This window comes from Sedimenticola selenatireducens (assembly GCF_963675335.2).
In the GTDB taxonomy this organism is placed as follows: Bacteria; Pseudomonadota; Gammaproteobacteria; order Chromatiales; family Chromatiaceae; genus Sedimenticola; species Sedimenticola selenatireducens.
Genome location: NZ_CAXXYC010000004.1, coordinates 1,194,553 through 1,212,883 on the forward strand (window position 1 = coordinate 1,194,553; position 18,331 = coordinate 1,212,883).

The following is an 18,331-nucleotide window of genomic DNA, read 5'->3' on the forward strand; positions in this document are numbered from 1 at the left end:
CTGCACAGTGGCGCGATGCGCCCCTGTCTCATTAAAGTCCGGCGGCGAACGCCGCCGGTTTTGGGTCACACACTACGACTGAAAATCAGTGCTTCTGGGCGTAGCCGATGCGGATCAGCGCCTCGGTGATCTCATCCAGGATGGCCGGATCATCGATGGTCGCCGGCATCTTGTAGGACTCGCCATCGGCGATCTTCTTCATGGTGCCACGCAGGATCTTGCCGGAACGGGTTTTGGGCAGACGATCCACCACTACTACCTTCTTGAACGCGGCTACCGGGCCGATCTTCTGCCGCACCAGGGCCACCAGTTCCGCAACCACCTGCTCCTCTGGACGGTTGGCACCCGCCTTGAGCACCACAAGGCCGACCGGCAGCTCGCCCTTGAGTTGATCGGCGGCGCCGATCACGCCGCACTCGGCCACGTCGGGATGGGACGCCAGCACCTCCTCCATGCCACCGGTGGAGAGACGGTGACCGGCCACGTTGATGATGTCGTCGATCCGGCTCATGATCCAGAGGTAGCCGTCGGCATCCTTGTAGCCGGCATCGCCGGTCAGGTAATAGCCGTCGGTGGCGCTCAGGTAGGAGTCGACAAAACGCTGGTCGTTCTGCCACAGCGTCGGCAGACAGCCCGGGGGCATGGGCAGCTTAATCATGATGCGGCCGATCTCGCCGGCCGCCTCTTCATTGCCATTCTCATCCAGGATGCGCACGTCATAACCCGGCACGCAGACCGTGGGCGAGCCCGGCTTCACCGGCAGCTCCTCGATACCGAGACAGTTGGCGGCGATGCCCCAGCCGGTCTCGGTCTGCCACCAGTGGTCGATCACCGGCACCGCCAGTTGCTTCTGCGCCCACTCCAGGGTGTCCGGATCACAGCGCTCGCCGGCCAGGAACAGCGCCTCGAAACCGGACATGTCGTATTTTTTCAGGTAATCGGCTTCCGGGTCCTCGCGGCGGATGGCGCGGAACGCGGTGGGCGCGGTAAACAGGGTCTTCACCTTGTGCTCGGAGATCACCCGCCAGAAGGCACCCGGGTCGGGGGTGCCGATCGGCTTGCCCTCGTAGAGTATGGTGGTGGCGCCCTGCAGCAGCGGGGCATAGACGATGTAGGAGTGACCCACGACCCAACCCACGTCCGAGGCGGCCCAGAACACATCGCCCGGATCGACGTTGTAGATGTTCTTCATGCTCCACTGCATGGCAACAGCATGGCCGCCGTTATCACGCACCACGCCCTTCGGCACGCCGGTGGTGCCGGAGGTGTAGAGGATATAGAGCGGGTCGGTGGCGGCCACCGGCACGCAGTCGGCCGGGGTCGCGGCCGCGGCGGCCGATGCCCAGTCCACATCGCGCCCCGCCTGCATGGCGGCAGTGGCCTGGGGGCGCTGATAGATAACGGTGTGATCGGGCTTGTGGGTAGAGAGCTCGATCGCCTCGTCCAGCAATGGCTTGTATTCGATTACCCGGCTGCCCTCGATACCACAGGAGGCAGAGACCATCACCTTCGGCTTGGCGTCGTCGATGCGGGTGGCCAGCTCCTTGGAGGCGAAGCCGCCGAACACCACCGAGTGGATGGCGCCAAGACGGGCACAGGCCAGCATGGCGATGGCGGCCTCGGGAATCATCGGCATATAGACGATAACCCGGTCACCCTTGGTCACCCCCTGGTCTCGCAGCACCCCGGCAAACTGGGCCACGGCATCGCGCAGTTCGCTGAAGGTATAGATTTTCCGGGTATCGGTGACCGGGCTGTCGTAGATCAATGCGGCCTGATCGGCACGGCCTTTTTCAACATGCCGATCCAGGGCGTTGTAGCAAGTATTCAGCTCGGCGCCGGCAAACCAGCGGTAAAAGGGCTTGCGACTGTCATCCAGCACCTTATCCCATGGCTTGTACCAGTCGATAGCGGCCGCCTGATCTCCCCAAAAACCCTCGGGATCTTCCATTGAACGCGCATAGATCTCTTCGTAGCTCATAAGTCTCTTCCACAGTTGGTGGTAAATACCCAGCCTGGGATAACCCCAGACCACGCCGATATGCTAATTGCTTCGCATAGATTACGTTTGCGTAACGGAAAAATAAACAGCTAACTGCTTATATAGCTGCATTTTTTTTGAAAAAAAACACTTCTTTTATGGTAATCCCTTATAACTGCGAATTTGTTTGCAATGGATATTTTTGACTGTAAAGCGTGAGAAGGGTAAATCGGCACCAGTTTCCCCTTCTGGCCGCCCTGGCGGTTTCACGACAGCCAACGTTACACCGCTTGTTCTGTGGAAATATAGCAAAGATAATCATCGTCTGAACCATTTTCACCTGATGATGGGACCGTACAGATCAGCCAAGCCGGACAACCACCATGCAGACAGAACCTTCGCCCGCCGACAGACTGCGTCAGTTACTCGCCCAGCCGGGGCTGATCACCATGCCGTGCTGTTTTGACGGGATCAGTGCACGCCTGATTGAACAGGCCGGCTTCCCCCTCACCTTCATGAGCGGTTTTGCCGCCTCCGCCGCGCGCCTGGGGATGCCGGATACCGGACTGATCTCCTACAGCGAGATGCTCGACCAGGGCCGGAACATCTGCGCCGCTGTCTCCATCCCGGTCATCGGTGATGCCGATACCGGTTACGGCAATCCGATGAATGTGCGCAGAACGATAAGCGGATATGCCTCTGCCGGCTTTGCCTGCGCCATGGTCGAGGACCAGGAGAGCCCGAAACGCTGCGGCCATACCCGCGGCAAACGGATAGTCGGACGACAGGAGGCGCTGAACCGCATCCGCGCCGCCGTGGATCAGCGTGAAGCCGGTAGTGACATCCTGATCATGGCCCGCACCGATGCCCGACACAGCCAGGGCATGCAGGAGGCACTCTGGCGCTGCCAGGCCTTCGCCGACCTGGGCGCCGATATCATTTTTCTCGAGGCCCCCAGAAGCCGGGAGGAGATGGAGCAGTTCTGCCGCGCCATACCCGGCCCGAAGATGGCGAATATGGTGGAGCAGGGCGATACGCCACTGCTATCGCCGGAGCAGCTTGAGGGCATTGGCTACAAGATCGCCGCCTATCCGCTAACCCTGATCAGCAGCGCGATACGCGCCATGCAGGAGGCGCTGGCGGCACTGCAACAGGGCGGGCACCCGGACAATCTGCTGCCCTTTGCCGACCTGAGAACCATCGTGGGATTCGATGAGTATGACAGTGAGCTGAATCGTTACCCGGCCAGCGACAATGGCGATCTTTGCGACTGACGGCTTGTGCCATCCTCGGACCCGATACGCTGCAACCTGACCAGGCCTGGCGAGCGCTCTACTCCTCCAGCCGATGCAGTATCAGGGCTACGCGGCGGTTACGCGCTCGTCCCTCAGCGGTTGCGTTATCAGCCAGTGGCCGGGTCGAAGCGTAGCCGACGGCACGCATACGCTCGGCGGCAATCCCCTGGGTCAGCAGGAATCGCAACACCCCGGTGGCACGCTGTGATGACAGCTCCCAGTTGGAGGGAAACTGGGCATTGGCAATCGGCGTGGGATCGGTATGCCCCTCGATCGACAGACTGTGGTCGCTGGCCACCGACAGCAGCGGCACCAGCTTCACCAGCACCTCGCGCCCCTCCGCGGTCAGCTCGGCCTGACCCAGCTCAAACAGGATGCGCTCACTGATCTGAAGATTGACCTGATTGGCCGACACCGTGACCTCGATCGCCTCCTGTAGCCCCTGGCCGAGCAGGGCACTCTGAAACCGCTCCTGTAATTGTTCCGCCTCCGTATCGGCCGGCCGTTCAATATCCGCCTCCCGCTCCCTGGGCTGCTGCTGGGGTTCGACGGGCGTCTCCACCGGACCGGCTACCGTCGCCGTACTGGAGAGGGTCCGGGCCAGCGCCTTGTACTCTTCGGTTGAATAGCTGGAGTAGGCGAGCAGTACCACAAACAGACAGAGCATCAGGGTCATCACATCCAGGTAGATGATCAGCCAGCCGCCATCCGTGTCATCCGGCAACGGCTCGTCCTCCCACTGCGGGGGCGGTGGCAGATGGGGACGTCGGCGATCCATCAGCGCACTCTCCCACCTTCGCCAGTTGTCACGCCGTCGCTCTCCGCCTCCACCCGCTGTTCAATCTCCTCCAGGGAGGGCGAGTGGATCTCATCTTCATACTGGGCGACAAAGGAGTTAAGGGTCTCACGGATAAAGCTGGGGTTGCGTTTCTGCCCCAGCATGCTGATCCCCTCCAGCACCATGTACATCAGCATGACCCGCTGCTCGGTGCGCCGCTCCAGCTTGATCGCCACCGGTTTCAGCAGCAGGTTGGCCAGGATAATCCCATACAGTGTGGTGGTCAGGGCGATGCCCAGGTTGAGACCGACCACGCGGAAATCGGCGTTATCCATCGCCTGTAGCATATTGACCAGACCAAGCAGGGTACCGGCCATACCGAAGGCGGGGGCAAAGGTGGCCATGGAGCGAAACACCTGCGCCTCGCCCCACTCCTGGCGGCGTAGTTTGAAAATACGCCATTTCAGCAGCGCATCGATATCACTGGGCGGCGTGCGGTCGATCACCAGCTGGATGCCGGTGCGCAGGAACGGGTTATTTATCCGGGCCAGCGCATCCTCGATGGCGGAGAGCCGGCCATGACCGAGCAGGATGGAGACCCGTACGATCTCTTCGATCTCGCGATCCACCGCCAGCTCCTGATGTCGCCAGATCAGGCGGAAGCTGCGATAGACCTGGCGCAACTCTTTCATGGGGTAGCTGATAAAGGTAGCCGCAATGGTGCCGCCGATGACAATCAGCAAACCCGGCAGATTGAGGAATACCCCCGGCTCCTCAGCCGACAACAGCACCGAAAGCACAATCAACAACATCCCGGTGATAATACCCACCAGAGTGGAGCTGTTCAGATCCTTGCGCGGTGGTAGCAACGCCACACCCCCTCCCCTGCAAGCCATTTGGCTGATTAATATTCCAATTATTACAGCGTGTTAGGCAACTATAACGCCAATACCCCGCGGATACCACGTACACCAATATCGCACAGCCCGGTGATTTCTGTTTTACTTAAGTGAAGCGCCCCGTCCAGTCCGGCAGCCGGTCAGCCACGGGGCGGTTGCGATCATTGGCCAAAGGAGGATGCAGTAATGACATTGAATGATGTATTACAAAAAAAACCTGGCGGCGTTATCACCGTTCCTGCCAGCATGGATCTGCTGGACGCGATCAACACCATGTGTGATCACAAGGTGGGCGCGCTGCTGGTCAAGACCGAGGACGGCGCGCTGCACGGCATCGCCACCGAACGGGACATTCTCCGCTACTGCTCCTCCAGCAAGGGAAACCTGCAGGGCGCCGTGGTCAATGATGCCATGACCCGCAAACTGGTCGTGGTCAGCCCTTCCACCAGCGTGGATGAGGCGATGACCCTGATGACCGAGCACCGTTTCAGACACCTGCCGGTGCTCGAGGACGGCGTCCCGGTCGGCATGATCTCCATCGGCGACCTGGTCAAGGCCCAGCTAACCGATATCACCGTCGAGGCGACCTATCTGCGGGAGTACATCAACTACTCCTGATCAACACCCGATGTAGTACGCCGTGAGCGCGGAAGCACTTCCGCCCACGGCCCACTCACGCGCTGCGTACAGAGGCCATGCGAACCATTAAATCCAGATCCGGTTTTATCCTGCTCTTTCTGCTCTCCCTGCTGACCGCCATCCCCGTGCAGGCGGATGGACAACTGGTGTTCAAGCAGTACTTTGAAGCCCTGCCGGTGTTCTGGCAGCGCATCTACCCGGACGGCGGTCATACCCTATACTGCGACGAGAAATTCGGCGCCTACCACGGCCGCAGCATCAATATCGAGCACATCTTTCCGATGGCCTGGGCGATGCGCGATGAGGGGTGCCGCAGCCGCAAGCTGTGCCGGGAGACCAGTCAGCGCTTCAACCGCATCGAGGCCGACATGCACAACCTTTACCCCGCCCGGGCCGACATCAACAAGATCCGCAGCAGTTTTCCGTTTGCCGAGATCGCCGGCGAAAAGCGCGAGTTCGGCCGCTGTGACTTTGAGTTCCACGCCCGCCAACGGGTAGTGGAACCGCGCCCGGCCAGTCGGGGCAACATCGCCCGCGCCTTGTTTTATATGCACGATACCTACGGACTGACGCTCTACCGGCGCCAGGGTGAGTTGATGAAAAAGTGGCACCGGGAAGATCCCCCGGATGCCGAAGAGCGGCGGCGCAACGACCTGATCGCCCGATACCAGGGGACGCGTAATCGCTTTATCGACGACCCCAGGGCCGCGGATGCGTTGCGGTTCTGAGACGAAACGGCGGATGCGCTATCCCTTATCCAGCCAGCTGTTCAGCTGCGCCAATACCGGCGCCGGATCCCGATAATCGTAATCCAGACGCTGATGGCGCCCCTGATGCTCGAGAATCAGGGACGGAAACCCCTCGGCGCCGATCGACCGGCCCAGCAGAATCTCCTGCTCCAGCTGCTGCCGGGTGGCCGGAGCATTGAGATCCCGGGTAAAACGCCCGCCATCCAGGCCGATCTCTCCGGCCAGGCTAATCAAGGTATCGTCATCCGACGGATTCATCGCATGCAGATAGTAAGCCTGCTGGATGGCCAGAATCATCGCCGGTTCAGACTCGGCCGCCTGCAGGCGGGCGGCGATCACCGCGCGGCAGGCCGGATAGGTTGAGCGGCGCGGTTGGCAGCGGGTCCAGAAATCAAAATTGAACCGGGTACCCGGCACCCGCTGCTCGATGGTGCGCCAGGTGGCCTGCAGATAATCCTGCAACTGGCCGGGCATCGGCTCGTCACTGTCCGGCGCCAGCCCCCCCAGCAGCCTGACCAGAGAGAGACCCGCCGGCAGCGCTTCGGTGATCTGCGCCATCACCGGACGGAACGCCCAGCACCAGGAGCACATGGGGTCATGGACATAGTAGAGCCTGCTGTTCATGCGTTACCTGACCGCCTCCCCCGTTTCCGGCTGCTCCCACCGCAACACCTCGACCCGGCTGATTTTTTCCAGCGGGATATAGAGCGTCATCTTGCCGCCATACAGGCGCTGCTCAAGTTCCAGCTGGCGATCGCGCAGCGACATCAGTATGCCCTGCTGCGGATCATCTCGCTCACCGCCATAGACCCGCACATCACCGCCGATATAGCGACTCAACCGGGCTACCGGCGTGGCCATAAAACGCGCCCTGGGTTTGGGGCTTGCCGGTGCAGGGACCGTCTCACCCCCACCGTTTTCACCAGAGGCCGCCGGAGCAAGGGTGCCGAACAGGTCGGCCAGCTGTTCATTACCCTGGGGCAGACTGAAGCTCAGATCGGTTACCGGCTGATCATTGACACTCAGGCTGAGACCCAACAGCCTGACCAGCTCCTGCGGTTTATACTGTTGCAGCAGGGCGGGGGAGAACTGGCTGTCGGGTACCGAGGTAATCAGCAGGTCACCTGGCCTGCTGATCAGGCGGCGTAGCGCCGAGCGCAGACCCTCGCCGGGGATAAAACCGAGGTTGCTGGCATAGTAGGTGGAACCACCGGTAAGCAACCGGTCGATAAACGCCGCCGAATCCAGTCCCGCCTCCCCGGCACAATAATCAACCGTCCGCCGCATATAGTCCGGATCGATCCGATAATGCAGCGAAAACCGCTCCAGTACCGGCGTCGCTCCTGCATCCATGGGGGAGAGTTTATTCAGGGACATCTCCACGCTCAGTGCCGCCAGACCATCCAGAGTGTAGTCCATCAGCAGGGTCATCTCACCGGAGCGCCGGTCAAAATCGTAACGCAGCCGGGTATCCGCAAGCCGTTGACGGAACCCCAGACGCTCGATCTGCGTCTGCCCCAGCAGGCCACCGAGCGTACAGATGTCCGGTTCGGTGGCACTCGAGGCCGGGAACCACTGTTGCAGGTAGCCACCCCCCAGTGGCATAGCCATGCGGCTGACCGAGAGCTGCAGTCGTCGCGGCGGCCGCTCAGCATCGAAGCCTTTCAGCAGGTCCAGCAGGAACCGTGTCCCCTCACCCTGCAACTCGATCCGCTCGATCCGGATACCCACCGGCGCATCTGCCGGCATCACGCTGATGCCGGTTACCGCCACGCTACCCTGCAGAGCCGATTCGATAGCTTCGTACTTGAGGGTGGCAAAGGGCGCAACCATGGCGGTCAGCCGACCCAGCCCGGTCTTGACCTGGTAATAGACCGCACCCTTGAGCGCGGCATAGGCGACCAGGCCGACTACTAACGTGATCGACAGCACCCGTTTCAGTTTCACCCGTTGTCTCCGGTCATATGCATCTGCCTGCCAGCCGATCAGGGCCGGTCCTCCGGGCGCCGGGCCAGGAACGCCTTGCCCTGGGCCATCAGATCGACAAAGCCCTGTTCATCCCCGTCCAGCACCCGCCCCGCCACCTGGGTGACGGCATTCAGCAGCGTCACCAGGGCGCGTGGGCTGTGAGCGTTGAGGGACTGGATCTCGAAATAGAGATAGGGATTCTCCTCCGCTACCCGGCTGGCCACATCCATCTGCGCATCGAAGGTGCTGCTGGAGAGAGTTGCCAAAGCCTCCGCCTCCTCGCCGCTCTGGGACAAGGCGTTGAAAAAGGCAATATTGACGGCATGGGAGAGGCCGAGCACATAGGCCATGGCCCGGTCATGTCCGTCCAGGGACATGCTCACCTGCTCCGCCATGGTGGAGGCAAACAGCTCCTGCACCATGGCCGTGGCATCAGGGTCGCCCAGATCGACGAACACCACATTGCGCCCGGAGAGCAGTTCGGTGTCGGGGCCGAACATGGGGTGAATGGAGGTGACGTGACAGCCGGCAGCGCGCAGCCTGCCGAGTGCCTCGGCCAGCGGCCCCTTCAGGGAGCTGATATCAAATATGATGCCGCCCGGTTTGCGTTCGGCCAACCGTTCCAGCAACCGCACCGTCTGCTGTATGGGTGCAGCAATCACCACCAGGTCATGTTCCAGCCCCGTCTCATCCAGTGAAGCAAAGCGGACATGACCGGAGCGGGCCGGTTGTGGGTCACAGATCTCCACCGCGTAGCCCTGGGTGTCGAGAAAACGCACGAACCACTGCCCCATCTGGCCGGAACCACCGATCACCAGTGCCCGCTTGCCGCTGCCCGAGCCCTGCGAAGAGACCTTATCCAGCTCCTGAGCCGCCAGCGAGGCGCGGATCAGCAGGCGGAACATCTCCTCGCCGATATCCTCATCCAGCCCGACCCGCCTGGCGGTGCGCCTCGCCAGTTCCAGTACATCCTTTTCCCGGGCGTAATCCCGGGTGCCCCGGCCGGCGGAAGATTTGGCACGGCCGATCTCCGCGACGATCTCCTGGCGGCGCGCCACCATCTCCAGGAGTTCGACGTCCAGCCGGGAGAGCCGCTCCCTCAGCGCCTGTAGATCTTTCATCTTGCCATTACCTGTCTGGGTCCACCGGATGGCAGTGCTACCGACATCCGGCCTGTAGATACTGTAGCGTCAGCCACGGCCGTTTCTGCAACCACTCACGCTGGCCGGGGCAGGGTGATGATTTCGCCGCCGGCAAAATATTCCCGCGCCCCGAGGCGGCCGAGGGGGTTCAGGCGGTCGGCATGGATCTTAAGCCGGCCCTTGGAGTCCTGCTCTGCGACGCCATCTTCAATGTACAGGTGAGTCAGGCGCCCGAATACCAGCGCCTGGGGCACCGGTCCCAGCTCCATCACCTCATACAACTCGCAGGCCATGGCCAACCGGCATTCAGCCAGCCGGGGCAGCCGGGAACCGGGAAACTCGGCGAGCTCCAGACCCAGATGGGTGATTTCGGATTCGCCGGCGGGCAGGGTCGCCGAGCTCGCATTCAGCGGCTGGATCTGCTCGACCCCGGCAATATGCACCACGAAGGATCCCCGCGCCTCGATGTTGACCCTGGTATCCTTGGGCGTGCCGTCAGGCTTCTTGCCCAGAGAGATCATGATCAGCGGTGGATCACTGCAGACCGCATTGAAATAGGAGAATGGCGCCAGGTTGTAGTCACCCGCCCCGTTCTCGGACAATACCCATGCAATGGGCCGGGGGATAATCGCCTGGGTCATGGCGAAATAGGTTTCGGAGGTACTCAGGTCGTCAAGATCAATAATCATGTATAACAATCCAGGCTGATCAGGGGAACATACATTTCATGGGGCGACAGGCCACCATGTACACCGATATGGCTCAGCGGCTTTTCACCCGGCAGCTCGCTGGTCATTATATAGTTCTCTTTCATTATCAGGGCATAGTGGCCGATCCGGTCACGCAGACGCGGATGCGCCACACCCAGGCCGAACCGCCCCTCGCGCAACAGCTGCTCGCTGCGGCACAGGGTCACTGCCTCGCCCAGCCGGTCGGTGACATAGCGTTCAAACTGTCCGGCGCGGTCCGGGTGCACGTAACAGAACGACAGCCGGGGTTCACCGCACAACGGCATCATCAACGTCTCCGCCAGCTCCGGATGGGCCGACAGCCGTAGCGTCCTGTCCGGTGTGGTGTCGACAAAACCATGGTCCGCCGTTACCAGTAGTTGGGTATCGGTCCCGCGCAGTCGCGCGACCAGTTCGGCAAAGGCCTGGTCCAGGGCGGCCAGGTGTGCCGCCACCTCCGCGCTCGCCACCCCATATTCATGAGAGAGACTATCGAATTCCGGCCAGTAGGCGTAGATAAAATTGCGCCCCTTGCCTGCATCCACCGCACCGCCGATGCCCTTGAACATGCCCTGCAGACCGCCCCGGTATGAGCGGAGCCGGCCCTGTCCGGTGAATGCCCGGTTAAAGGTGGTTCCGGCGATCCAGTCCGGTACCACCAGATGACTCTGTACCGCCAGACGGTCATAGATCGGCGCCACACCGCTCAACTGACGGGGGTTCAACAGCCGATCATCGATCGGCATACGCCCCAGCCGCGTGGTGTAGGGGAGCACCGTCACAATGGAGCCGACCTCGGCAAAATAGGTGAACCAGCCGGTCAGTCCATGTTGCTGTGGTGGCAGTCCACTGAGAAAAGTGGGGATTGCCGTAGCCGTGGTTGACGGGCAGACCGAGGTCAGCGAGTCGATACAGTGGCTGAACAGTACGCTCTCCGGTGCGCGCTCCTTGAGATGGCGGTAGCCCAGGCCATCCACCACCAGCAGCACCAGATTGCGCACCCGGCCAAGCCGATCAGCGTCGAGCTGACCGAGCGGCAGATAGCCGGTCTCCCAGCCCCCCATCGCCAGGGCGATGGAGGACATGAGATTGGCAATGCTGCCGCCACGGTAGTCAGGAAAGATCATGACTCAGGCGGCGATCTCCACCAGTTCCAGCTCAAACGTGAGGGCCTTGCCGGCCAGCGGATGGTTGCCGTCCAGGGTGACGCTGGCCTCCGCCAGTTCGGTCACCACCAGGCGAAACACCTGGCCGTCGGGTCCCTGGGCCTGCAACTGCACACCGACCGCCAGCTCGATTTCATCCGGAATCTGCGCCCGATCCACTTCCTGCACCAGCTCCGGCTGGTGCTCGCCATAGGCCTGATCGGCCGGGATCTGCACCGTTTTGGTCTCGCCGACCGCCATCTCGGCAAGCGCCTGCTCAAAACCGGGTATGACCTGCCCCTCCCCCAGCGTAAACTCCAGCGGATCACGACCGGCGGATGAATCAAACTGGGTGCCGTCTTCGAGGGTACCGGTGTAGTGGACTTTGACCGTCTGGCCTGGTTGAGGTGTAGACATGAATAGTCTCCTTGTATTTGCGTCGTTTGAAATGGCAGGCGGGCGTTGCCTCCCGGTCCGCCTTGAAAGATTGCAACCACGCACAAGTACACGGCTAACAACCGGGGGTCCCCGACAAGGGGGACAAAGCCATTTTATCATGGCATGATTTCAGCCCCGTTGCCCACCCAAAGCCGTTATGCCGTTAAGAAAGTCAAAAAAACCCTCACGCAATCAGGCCATCCTGCGCTACAAGAAACAGCGCCAGCGAAACCTGCTGGCGCGCCCGGGACTACACCGGTTCGTACTGGTGCTGGATCATCTGAAGGCGGGCTTCAATGTGCCCAAGATCTTCCGTAGCGCCGAGGCCTTTGGCGCCCGCGAGGTCCATCTGATCGATATCGGCATGTTCGACCCGGCACCGGGCAAGGGTTCGTTCAAGAAAGTGCCGGCACGTTTCTATGACACTTTCGAGCAGAGTTACGCGGAATTGAAAGCACGCGGTTATACGTTGTTCATTCTGGAGGCGGGCGGTGCGGAGTCGCTATTCCAGGCCAGGCTACCGGAGAAATGTGCCTTTGTACTCGGGCATGAAGAGCGCGGCATCAGCTTCGACCCGCATGACTATCCGGATATACGGCGCCTGGCGATACCGCAGTTTGGCCAGGTGGAAAGCCTCAATGTGAGCATTGCGGCCTCTATCGTGATGTATGAATTCGTCCGCCAGCAGGGTGATCTGACGGCCGCCGTCGCGCCACCTGAATCCGGAAACAGCCTGCGCCGGAAAGGAACAGCCAGGTAAGGATCAGCCGGCGCGTGCCGGGCGAAAGATCACCACCGCACCGGGCATATCGCCATTGGCCATGGGGTAGGCCGAATACTCCACCGCCAGGGGGGCACCCTCCCCATGCCAGAAAACCCCGTTCTCGACATGTGCCCGCCTGCCTTGACGGTAAGCATTGTAGAGGGGTGACTCCTCCTCGGGATAGGGTGTCTCGTCAGCCCGCGTGTGCTGAACAAGGTCATGGAATTTACAACCCGTCAGCTCATTACGGGTATAACCCAGTATCTCCAGTGCGGCCGGATTGGCGAAGGTGCAGCGCCCCGCGCCATTGAGTCCGCAGATGCCGTCGCCAGCGGATTCCAGGAGCAACTGCAACTGCTGATGCAGATGACTCAGCTCCCGGGCCGTCTCTTTCTGGGCAGTCACATCCAGTCCGATGCCGCCTACCATCTCGGTCTCTCCGCTGAGACCGGCTATGGGAAACCGGATCATCTGCCACTGGCTCGGCCGGTCACTCCAGGGATGCACCTCGATACTCTCCACTACCTGGCCCGCCTCAAGGACCTTGCGCTCCTCCCGCTCCCGCGCCGCCAGATCCCGTTCCGGCCAGATTTCAGCGGCACTGAGTCCGAGCACCGCCGCCTCGCGCAGGTGATTGGTCCGCTCCCAGACCGGGTTGACAAACAGGTAACGGCCGGACGCCGACTTCATGTAGGCAATGCCCGGCAAATGCCGCATGAAAGCGGCAAACCGCTCATTCATTTCACGGATCTCTCCGGTCTGGAGCCTGACCTGGCGGCGCAACACCATCACACCACCGACCAGCAGCAGCAACAGCAGCAACAGGACCAGCAGCACCCAGCGCAGCCACTCGGGAATTTCCTGAGGATCCTTGTCACCGAACCAGCGCTCCTGAAGCCGGTAAAACGCTGACTCCCGATCCCCCTTTAAGCGGGTCATATGATAATCCAGCCGCTGGATACGCTTGGCATTGGGGATCTGGCCATTCAACGGAGAGAGCGCGATTCGGATCTCGGCCGGATTGAAGATCACCGAGGACTTGATCAGCGGAAACTGCCTGAACCCGGCCAGATCAAAAGAGCGCGGCACCAGTCCCGCATCCACCGGACCGTGATCCACCCAGGCCAGGACCGATTCATAGTCGCCAACCTCGAGAAACCGCACATTGATATCAAAACGGGCCGCCAGCTCCTTGAGATCGGCGAAGTGCGGATCACTGGAGAGCGCCACCACGGTCTTGTCCGCCAGATCCAGGGGGGATTTGATCACATCCTTGCCCGCCATCACGATCTGTCCCCAGTTCACATAGAGGCTCTCGCGGTTATAGTCCAGCCGGCGCTGCTTGGCCTCATTGGAGGAGATGGGCGTCAGCATATCTACTTCACCCAGCGCCAGCAGTTGATTGCACTCATCCCACCTGCAGGGAACGTACTCCAGTACCCAGCCCTCTTCAGCCGCGATCAGGTCGAGCAGATCGACCACAAAGCCCTGGACGGCACCCTGGCCATCGACCAGCGAGAGGGGCGGTTTGGCATGGATACCGACCCGGACCGATTCCGCCGCCAGCGGGCTGCCGGTGAGGACCAGCAGTATCAGCAGCAATAAGTACCGTTCTAACATCATGGTTATTATATTGTTTTCGCCAACCGGAGCATGGGAAAAGTGTATCTCTTTCGCGGACAAAAATGGATTATTTTCTTGGACCAGATCAATAAAACACCTTTGCGCACACCACTTTTTCCAGCGACAACAATAACTAACCAACTTGCTCCCCGCCCGTTTCCCCTTCACCCCCGCCGCACCCTATAATAGGCCGTTCTGTTTCCCTGGATATCGAGTGACCCATGAACCGCCCCGAAGACCGCTCCGCAGAACTCCACACCCTGTTGCAACAGCGCATCCTGCTGCTGGATGGCGCCATGGGCACCATGATCCAGCGGCACAGCCTGGTGGAGTCGGACTACCGGGGCGAGCGCTTCGCCGACTGGCCCTGCGACCTGAAGGGCAACAACGATCTGCTCTCCATCACCCGGCCGGATCTGATCGGCGACATCCATCGCGCCTACCTGGAGGCCGGTGCGGATATCCTTGAAACCAATACCTTCGGTGCCAATCGCATCTCCATGGCGGACTACCGGATGGAGTCGCTGAGCCACGAGATGAACGTCGCCTCGGCGCGACTGGCCCGACAGGCGGCCGATGCGGCCAGCACACCGCAACGCCCGCGCTTTGTCGCCGGCGTGCTGGGTCCGACCAACCGCACCTGTTCCCTGTCACCGGACGTGAATGACCCCGGTTTCCGCAATATCACCTTTGACGACCTGGTGACTGCCTACGCCGAGGCGACCCGCGGATTGATCGAGGGTGGCAGCGACATCATCCTGATCGAGACCATTTTCGACACCCTGAATGCCAAGGCGGCCATCTTCGCCGTGGAGCAGGTGTACGAGGAGGACGGCCTGCGCCTGCCGGTGATGATCTCCGGCACCATCACGGACGCCTCCGGCCGCACCCTCTCGGGGCAGACCACCGAGGCGTTCTACAACGCGCTGCGCCATGCCCGGCCGATCGCCATCGGCCTCAACTGCGCCCTGGGGCCGGATCAACTGCGCCAGTACGTGGAAGAGTTGTCGCGCATCGCGGAGACCCACGTCTCGGCCCACCCCAACGCCGGTCTGCCCAACGAGTTCGGTCAGTATGACCTGGAACCGGAGACCATGGCGAAACAGATCCGCGAATGGGCGGCCAGCGGTTTTCTGAATATCGTCGGTGGCTGCTGCGGCACCACCCCGGACCACATCCGTGCCATGGCAAGCGCCATTGCCGACCAGCAACCACGCCAACTGCCGGAGATCGAGCGCGCCTGCCGGCTCTCCGGCCTGGAGCCCCAGACCATCAACCGCGACAGCCTGTTCGTGAATGTGGGCGAGCGCGCCAACGTCACCGGCTCGATCAAGTTCAAGCGTCTGATCATGGAGGAGCAGTACGACACGGCGCTGGAGATCTGTCGCCAGCAGGTAGAAAACGGCGCCCAGATCATCGACATCAATATGGACGAGGCGATGCTCGACTCGAAAGCGGCGATGATCCGCTTTCTCAATCTGATCGCCACCGAGCCCGACATCGCCAAGGTGCCGGTGATGGTGGACTCCTCCAAGTGGGAGGTGCTGGAAGCGGGGCTCAAGTGCATCCAGGGCAAGGGGGTGGTCAACTCCATCTCCATGAAAGAGGGTGAAGAGAACTTTCTCCGCCAGGCCACGCTGATCCGCCGCTACGGTGCGGCAGCAGTGGTCATGGCGTTCGACGAGGCGGGTCAGGCCGACACCCTGGAGCGCAAGGTGGCGATCTGCAGCCGCGCCTACCGGCTACTGACCGAACAGGTCGGCTTTCCGCCGGAAGATATCATTTTCGATCCCAATGTGTTCGCAGTAGCGACCGGTATCGAGGAGCACAACAATTACGGCGTCGACTTTATCGAGGCGACCCGGCAGATTACCGACAGCCTGCCCCACGCCCTGGTCTCGGGCGGCATCTCCAATGTCTCCTTCTCGTTCCGCGGCAACAACCCGGTGCGCGAGGCGATCCACGCAGTGTTTCTCTACCACGCCATCCAGGCCGGCCTGACCATGGGCATTGTCAATGCAGGACAGCTGGCGATCTACGACGACCTGCCGGCTGAACTGCGCGAGCGGGTCGAGGATGTGATTCTCAATCGCCGCGCCGACGGCACCGAGCGGCTGCTGGAGATCGCCGAGAAATATCGCGGCGACGGCGCCGCGGCGGAACAGAAAGAGGACCTGGCCTGGCGCGCCTGGCCGGTGGCCCAGCGCCTGGAACACGCCCTGGTGAAGGGCATTACCGAATATATCGAGGAGGACACCGAGGCCGCCCGCCAGGGGGTGAAGCGCTCGCTGGAGGTGATCGAAGGCCCGCTGATGGACGGCATGAACCGGGTCGGCGACCTGTTCGGCGCCGGCAAGATGTTCCTGCCACAGGTAGTCAAATCGGCCCGGGTGATGAAGCGGGCAGTGGCCTATCTGGAACCCTTTATACAGGCCGAGAAAAGCGACAGCAACAGCCGGCCCAATGGCAAGATCCTGCTCGCCACGGTGAAGGGCGACGTGCACGACATCGGCAAGAATATCGTCGGCGTGGTCCTGCAGTGCAACAGCTACGAAGTGATCGACCTGGGGGTGATGGTGCCGGCCGAGACCATCCTGCAGAAGGCGGCAGAGCATCAGGTCGACATCATCGGTCTGTCCGGGCTGATCACACCCTCCCTGGAGGAGATGGCGCACATCGCCCGGGAGATGGAGCGGCTGGAGATGCGTATTCCGCTGCTGATCGGTGGCGCCACCACCTCGCTGATTCATACTGCGGTGAAAATCCACCCCAGATACAGCGGCCCCTCGGTCTATGTGCCGGACGCCTCGCGCGCCGTGGGCGTGGCCAGCAGCCTGCTCTCCGCCGAGCGGCGGGACGAATACATCAGCCAGATCAACAGCGAGTATGCCGATGCCCAGGCGCGCCGGGCCAGCCAGCAGGAAAACCGCAACCTGGTCTCCCTGGCGGAGGCGCAGGCCAACCGGGTGCCCATCGACTGGAGCAGCTACCAGCCACCGGTGCCGGCCCGACCGGGTATCCGTCTGCTGGAGGATATCGACCTCGCCAGCCTGGTTCCGCTGATCGACTGGACCTTCTTCTTCCACGCCTGGGAGCTGCGCGGCAGTTATCCGAAGATTTTGCAGGACCCGGACAAGGGCGAAGAGGCACGCAAGCTGTTCGACGACGCCCAGGCCATGCTGGAACAGATCATCGGGCAGAAGTGGCTGCGCGCCAACGCCATGATCGGCATCCTGCCGGCCAGCAGCGACGGTGATGACGTCATTGTCTACCGGGACGAGGCGCGTACCGAGGTGGCTACCCGGTTCCATTTTCTGCGCAAGCAGGGCAAGCAGCCGGCAGGGCGCTATAACGACTGCCTGGCGGACTTCATCGCCCCGCAGGCCAGCGGGGTGAAGGACTACATTGGCGGCTTCGCTTGCAGTGCCGGCATCGGCATCGACCAGAAGGTCGCGGAGTTCGAGGCGAATCACGACGACTACAGCGCCATCATGCTCAAGGCGCTGGCCGACCGGCTGGCCGAGGCGCTGGCGGAGCAGATCCATCTGCAGGTGCGCCGGGAGTTCTGGGGTTATGCCGCCAACGAGGAGCTGGATACCCGGGCCCTGCTCAAGGAGCAGTACCAGGGCATCCGGCCGGCCATCGGCTATCCGGCCTCCCCGGACCACACGGAGAAACGCATCCTCTGGGAGCTGCTGGATGTGGAGGAGCAAGCCGGCATCTGGCTGACCGAATCGATGGCCATGGTGCCGACGGCGGCCGTCAGCGGTCTCTACTTCAGCCACCCCGAGGCGCGCTATTTTGCCGTCGGTAAACTGGCACGGGATCAGATCGCAGATTACGCCGGGCGCAAACAGATGGACCCGGCCGAGGTGGAGCGTTGGCTGGCTCCGAATCTGGGTTATGACCCCGAACCGGCCGGGGATTGATTAAATACAACCCGGCTTTCACCGATTTAAATCACTGACGGAACCGGGCGGCCACAGGGGCTATTACTGCCTATAAGGCGGGCCTTGTTCATCACCAGATGGGCGACACAGTCCACGGCGTCCGCGGGGCGCCCGATGATGCCGGGTCAGCGCCTATTCAGCCCAACCGCGAATTCCGCGACAAACCAGAGGTTGACGTGCCGTTGCAACGGCAATAGATTCAACACTCATAACAAGAGTGACCGGACACCTGA

Annotated in this window: 15 protein-coding genes; 5 read left to right on the forward strand and 10 right to left on the reverse strand. The window is 61.7% G+C overall.

All coding sequences use genetic code 11. The features are described from left to right. Nucleotides 1–85: 85 nt before the first annotated feature. A complete protein-coding gene (locus ACHZBF_RS16725; RefSeq protein ID WP_321529068.1) occupies nt 86–1,981 on the reverse strand; it encodes a propionyl-CoA synthetase in 1,896 nt (631 codons plus the stop codon). A gap of 383 nt (nt 1,982–2,364) precedes the next feature. Between ACHZBF_RS16725 and ACHZBF_RS16730 the strand changes: the two genes are divergently transcribed. After that, nucleotides 2,365–3,255, forward strand: a complete 891-nt coding sequence (locus tag ACHZBF_RS16730; protein WP_321529069.1) for an isocitrate lyase/PEP mutase family protein — start codon at nt 2,365–2,367, stop codon at nt 3,253–3,255. A 58-nt stretch (nt 3,256–3,313) separates the two neighbouring features. Here the strand turns inward: ACHZBF_RS16730 and ACHZBF_RS16735 are convergent, their stop codons facing one another. Both ACHZBF_RS16735 and ACHZBF_RS16740 read right to left on the reverse strand, forming a co-directional pair. Next, on the reverse strand, nt 3,314–4,054 hold the full coding sequence (locus ACHZBF_RS16735) for an OmpA/MotB family protein (RefSeq protein ID WP_273440231.1): 741 nt from the start codon (nt 4,052–4,054) through the stop codon (nt 3,314–3,316). Then, nucleotides 4,054–4,902 (reverse strand): motility protein A, encoded by an 849-nt coding sequence (locus tag ACHZBF_RS16740; RefSeq protein WP_037374667.1) that lies wholly within the window; start codon nt 4,900–4,902, stop codon nt 4,054–4,056. The genes ACHZBF_RS16735 and ACHZBF_RS16740 overlap by 1 nt, the downstream gene beginning before the upstream one ends. A gap of 237 nt (nt 4,903–5,139) precedes the next feature. On the opposite strand from ACHZBF_RS16740, the gene ACHZBF_RS16745 reads away from it, so the two are divergent. Together ACHZBF_RS16745 and ACHZBF_RS16750 are read left to right on the forward strand one after the other, a co-directional pair. Then, nucleotides 5,140–5,571 carry a CBS domain-containing protein gene (locus ACHZBF_RS16745; protein WP_029132297.1) on the forward strand — a complete coding sequence of 144 codons (432 nt, stop codon included), beginning with the start codon at nt 5,140–5,142 and terminating at the stop codon, nt 5,569–5,571. Nucleotides 5,572–5,648: 77 nt separating this feature from the next. Beyond that, entirely contained in the window at nt 5,649–6,320 is a 672-nt protein-coding gene (locus tag ACHZBF_RS16750) for an endonuclease I family protein (RefSeq protein ID WP_273440232.1), read from the forward strand. A gap of 18 nt (nt 6,321–6,338) precedes the next feature. Here the strand turns inward: ACHZBF_RS16750 and ACHZBF_RS16755 are convergent, their stop codons facing one another. The 6 genes from ACHZBF_RS16755 to ACHZBF_RS16780 form a co-directional block, all read right to left on the reverse strand. Next, nucleotides 6,339–6,965, reverse strand: a complete 627-nt coding sequence (locus ACHZBF_RS16755) for a DsbA family protein (protein WP_321529070.1) — start codon at nt 6,963–6,965, stop codon at nt 6,339–6,341. A gap of 3 nt (nt 6,966–6,968) precedes the next feature. Beyond that, nucleotides 6,969–8,288, reverse strand: a complete 1,320-nt coding sequence (locus tag ACHZBF_RS16760; protein ID WP_321529071.1) for a hypothetical protein — start codon at nt 8,286–8,288, stop codon at nt 6,969–6,971. Nucleotides 8,289–8,326: 38 nt separating this feature from the next. Continuing rightward, the gene (locus ACHZBF_RS16765) at nt 8,327–9,430 is read right to left on the reverse strand and encodes a prephenate dehydrogenase/arogenate dehydrogenase family protein (RefSeq protein WP_029132293.1); all 1,104 of its coding nucleotides are present in this window, start codon (nt 9,428–9,430) and stop codon (nt 8,327–8,329) included. A gap of 95 nt (nt 9,431–9,525) precedes the next feature. After that, a complete protein-coding gene (locus ACHZBF_RS16770) occupies nt 9,526–10,140 on the reverse strand; it encodes a flavin reductase family protein (RefSeq protein ID WP_273440235.1) in 615 nt (204 codons plus the stop codon). Next, nucleotides 10,137–11,306: an alkaline phosphatase family protein gene (locus ACHZBF_RS16775; protein ID WP_321529072.1), complete on the reverse strand. Its 1,170-nt coding sequence runs from the start codon at nt 11,304–11,306 to the stop codon at nt 10,137–10,139. The genes ACHZBF_RS16770 and ACHZBF_RS16775 overlap by 4 nt, the downstream gene beginning before the upstream one ends. Before the next feature lie 3 nt (nt 11,307–11,309). Continuing rightward, nucleotides 11,310–11,741: an FKBP-type peptidyl-prolyl cis-trans isomerase gene (locus ACHZBF_RS16780; RefSeq protein WP_029132290.1), complete on the reverse strand. Its 432-nt coding sequence runs from the start codon at nt 11,739–11,741 to the stop codon at nt 11,310–11,312. Between the two features lie 178 nt (nt 11,742–11,919). Between ACHZBF_RS16780 and ACHZBF_RS16785 the strand changes: the two genes are divergently transcribed. After that, nucleotides 11,920–12,522 carry a TrmH family RNA methyltransferase gene (locus ACHZBF_RS16785; RefSeq protein ID WP_321529073.1) on the forward strand — a complete coding sequence of 201 codons (603 nt, stop codon included), beginning with the start codon at nt 11,920–11,922 and terminating at the stop codon, nt 12,520–12,522. Between the two features lie 3 nt (nt 12,523–12,525). Here the strand turns inward: ACHZBF_RS16785 and ACHZBF_RS16790 are convergent, their stop codons facing one another. Beyond that, nucleotides 12,526–14,148 (reverse strand): PAS domain-containing protein, encoded by a 1,623-nt coding sequence (locus ACHZBF_RS16790; protein WP_029132289.1) that lies wholly within the window; start codon nt 14,146–14,148, stop codon nt 12,526–12,528. A 221-nt stretch (nt 14,149–14,369) separates the two neighbouring features. Between ACHZBF_RS16790 and metH the strand changes: the two genes are divergently transcribed. Further along, the gene (gene metH / locus ACHZBF_RS16795) at nt 14,370–18,077 is read left to right on the forward strand and encodes a methionine synthase (RefSeq protein ID WP_321529074.1); all 3,708 of its coding nucleotides are present in this window, start codon (nt 14,370–14,372) and stop codon (nt 18,075–18,077) included. Nucleotides 18,078–18,331 lie beyond the last annotated feature (254 nt).

Coding starts and splice junctions, on each gene's coding strand:
- ACHZBF_RS16790 (WP_029132289.1), bottom strand. CDS start 14,148: ATGATGTTAGAACGGTACTTATTGCTGCTGATACTGCTGGTCCTCACC.
- ACHZBF_RS16785 (WP_321529073.1), top strand. CDS start 11,920: ATGCCGTTAAGAAAGTCAAAAAAACCCTCACGCAATCAGGCCATCCTG.
- ACHZBF_RS16765 (WP_029132293.1), bottom strand. CDS start 9,430: ATGAAAGATCTACAGGCGCTGAGGGAGCGGCTCTCCCGGCTGGACGTC.
- ACHZBF_RS16745 (WP_029132297.1), top strand. CDS start 5,140: ATGACATTGAATGATGTATTACAAAAAAAACCTGGCGGCGTTATCACC.
- ACHZBF_RS16735 (WP_273440231.1), bottom strand. CDS start 4,054: ATGGATCGCCGACGTCCCCATCTGCCACCGCCCCCGCAGTGGGAGGAC.
- ACHZBF_RS16770 (WP_273440235.1), bottom strand. CDS start 10,140: ATGATTATTGATCTTGACGACCTGAGTACCTCCGAAACCTATTTCGCC.
- metH (WP_321529074.1), top strand. CDS start 14,370: ATGAACCGCCCCGAAGACCGCTCCGCAGAACTCCACACCCTGTTGCAA.
- ACHZBF_RS16775 (WP_321529072.1), bottom strand. CDS start 11,306: ATGATCTTTCCTGACTACCGTGGCGGCAGCATTGCCAATCTCATGTCC.
- ACHZBF_RS16730 (WP_321529069.1), top strand. CDS start 2,365: ATGCAGACAGAACCTTCGCCCGCCGACAGACTGCGTCAGTTACTCGCC.
- ACHZBF_RS16755 (WP_321529070.1), bottom strand. CDS start 6,965: ATGAACAGCAGGCTCTACTATGTCCATGACCCCATGTGCTCCTGGTGC.
- ACHZBF_RS16725 (WP_321529068.1), bottom strand. CDS start 1,981: ATGAGCTACGAAGAGATCTATGCGCGTTCAATGGAAGATCCCGAGGGT.
- ACHZBF_RS16780 (WP_029132290.1), bottom strand. CDS start 11,741: ATGTCTACACCTCAACCAGGCCAGACGGTCAAAGTCCACTACACCGGT.
- ACHZBF_RS16750 (WP_273440232.1), top strand. CDS start 5,649: ATGCGAACCATTAAATCCAGATCCGGTTTTATCCTGCTCTTTCTGCTC.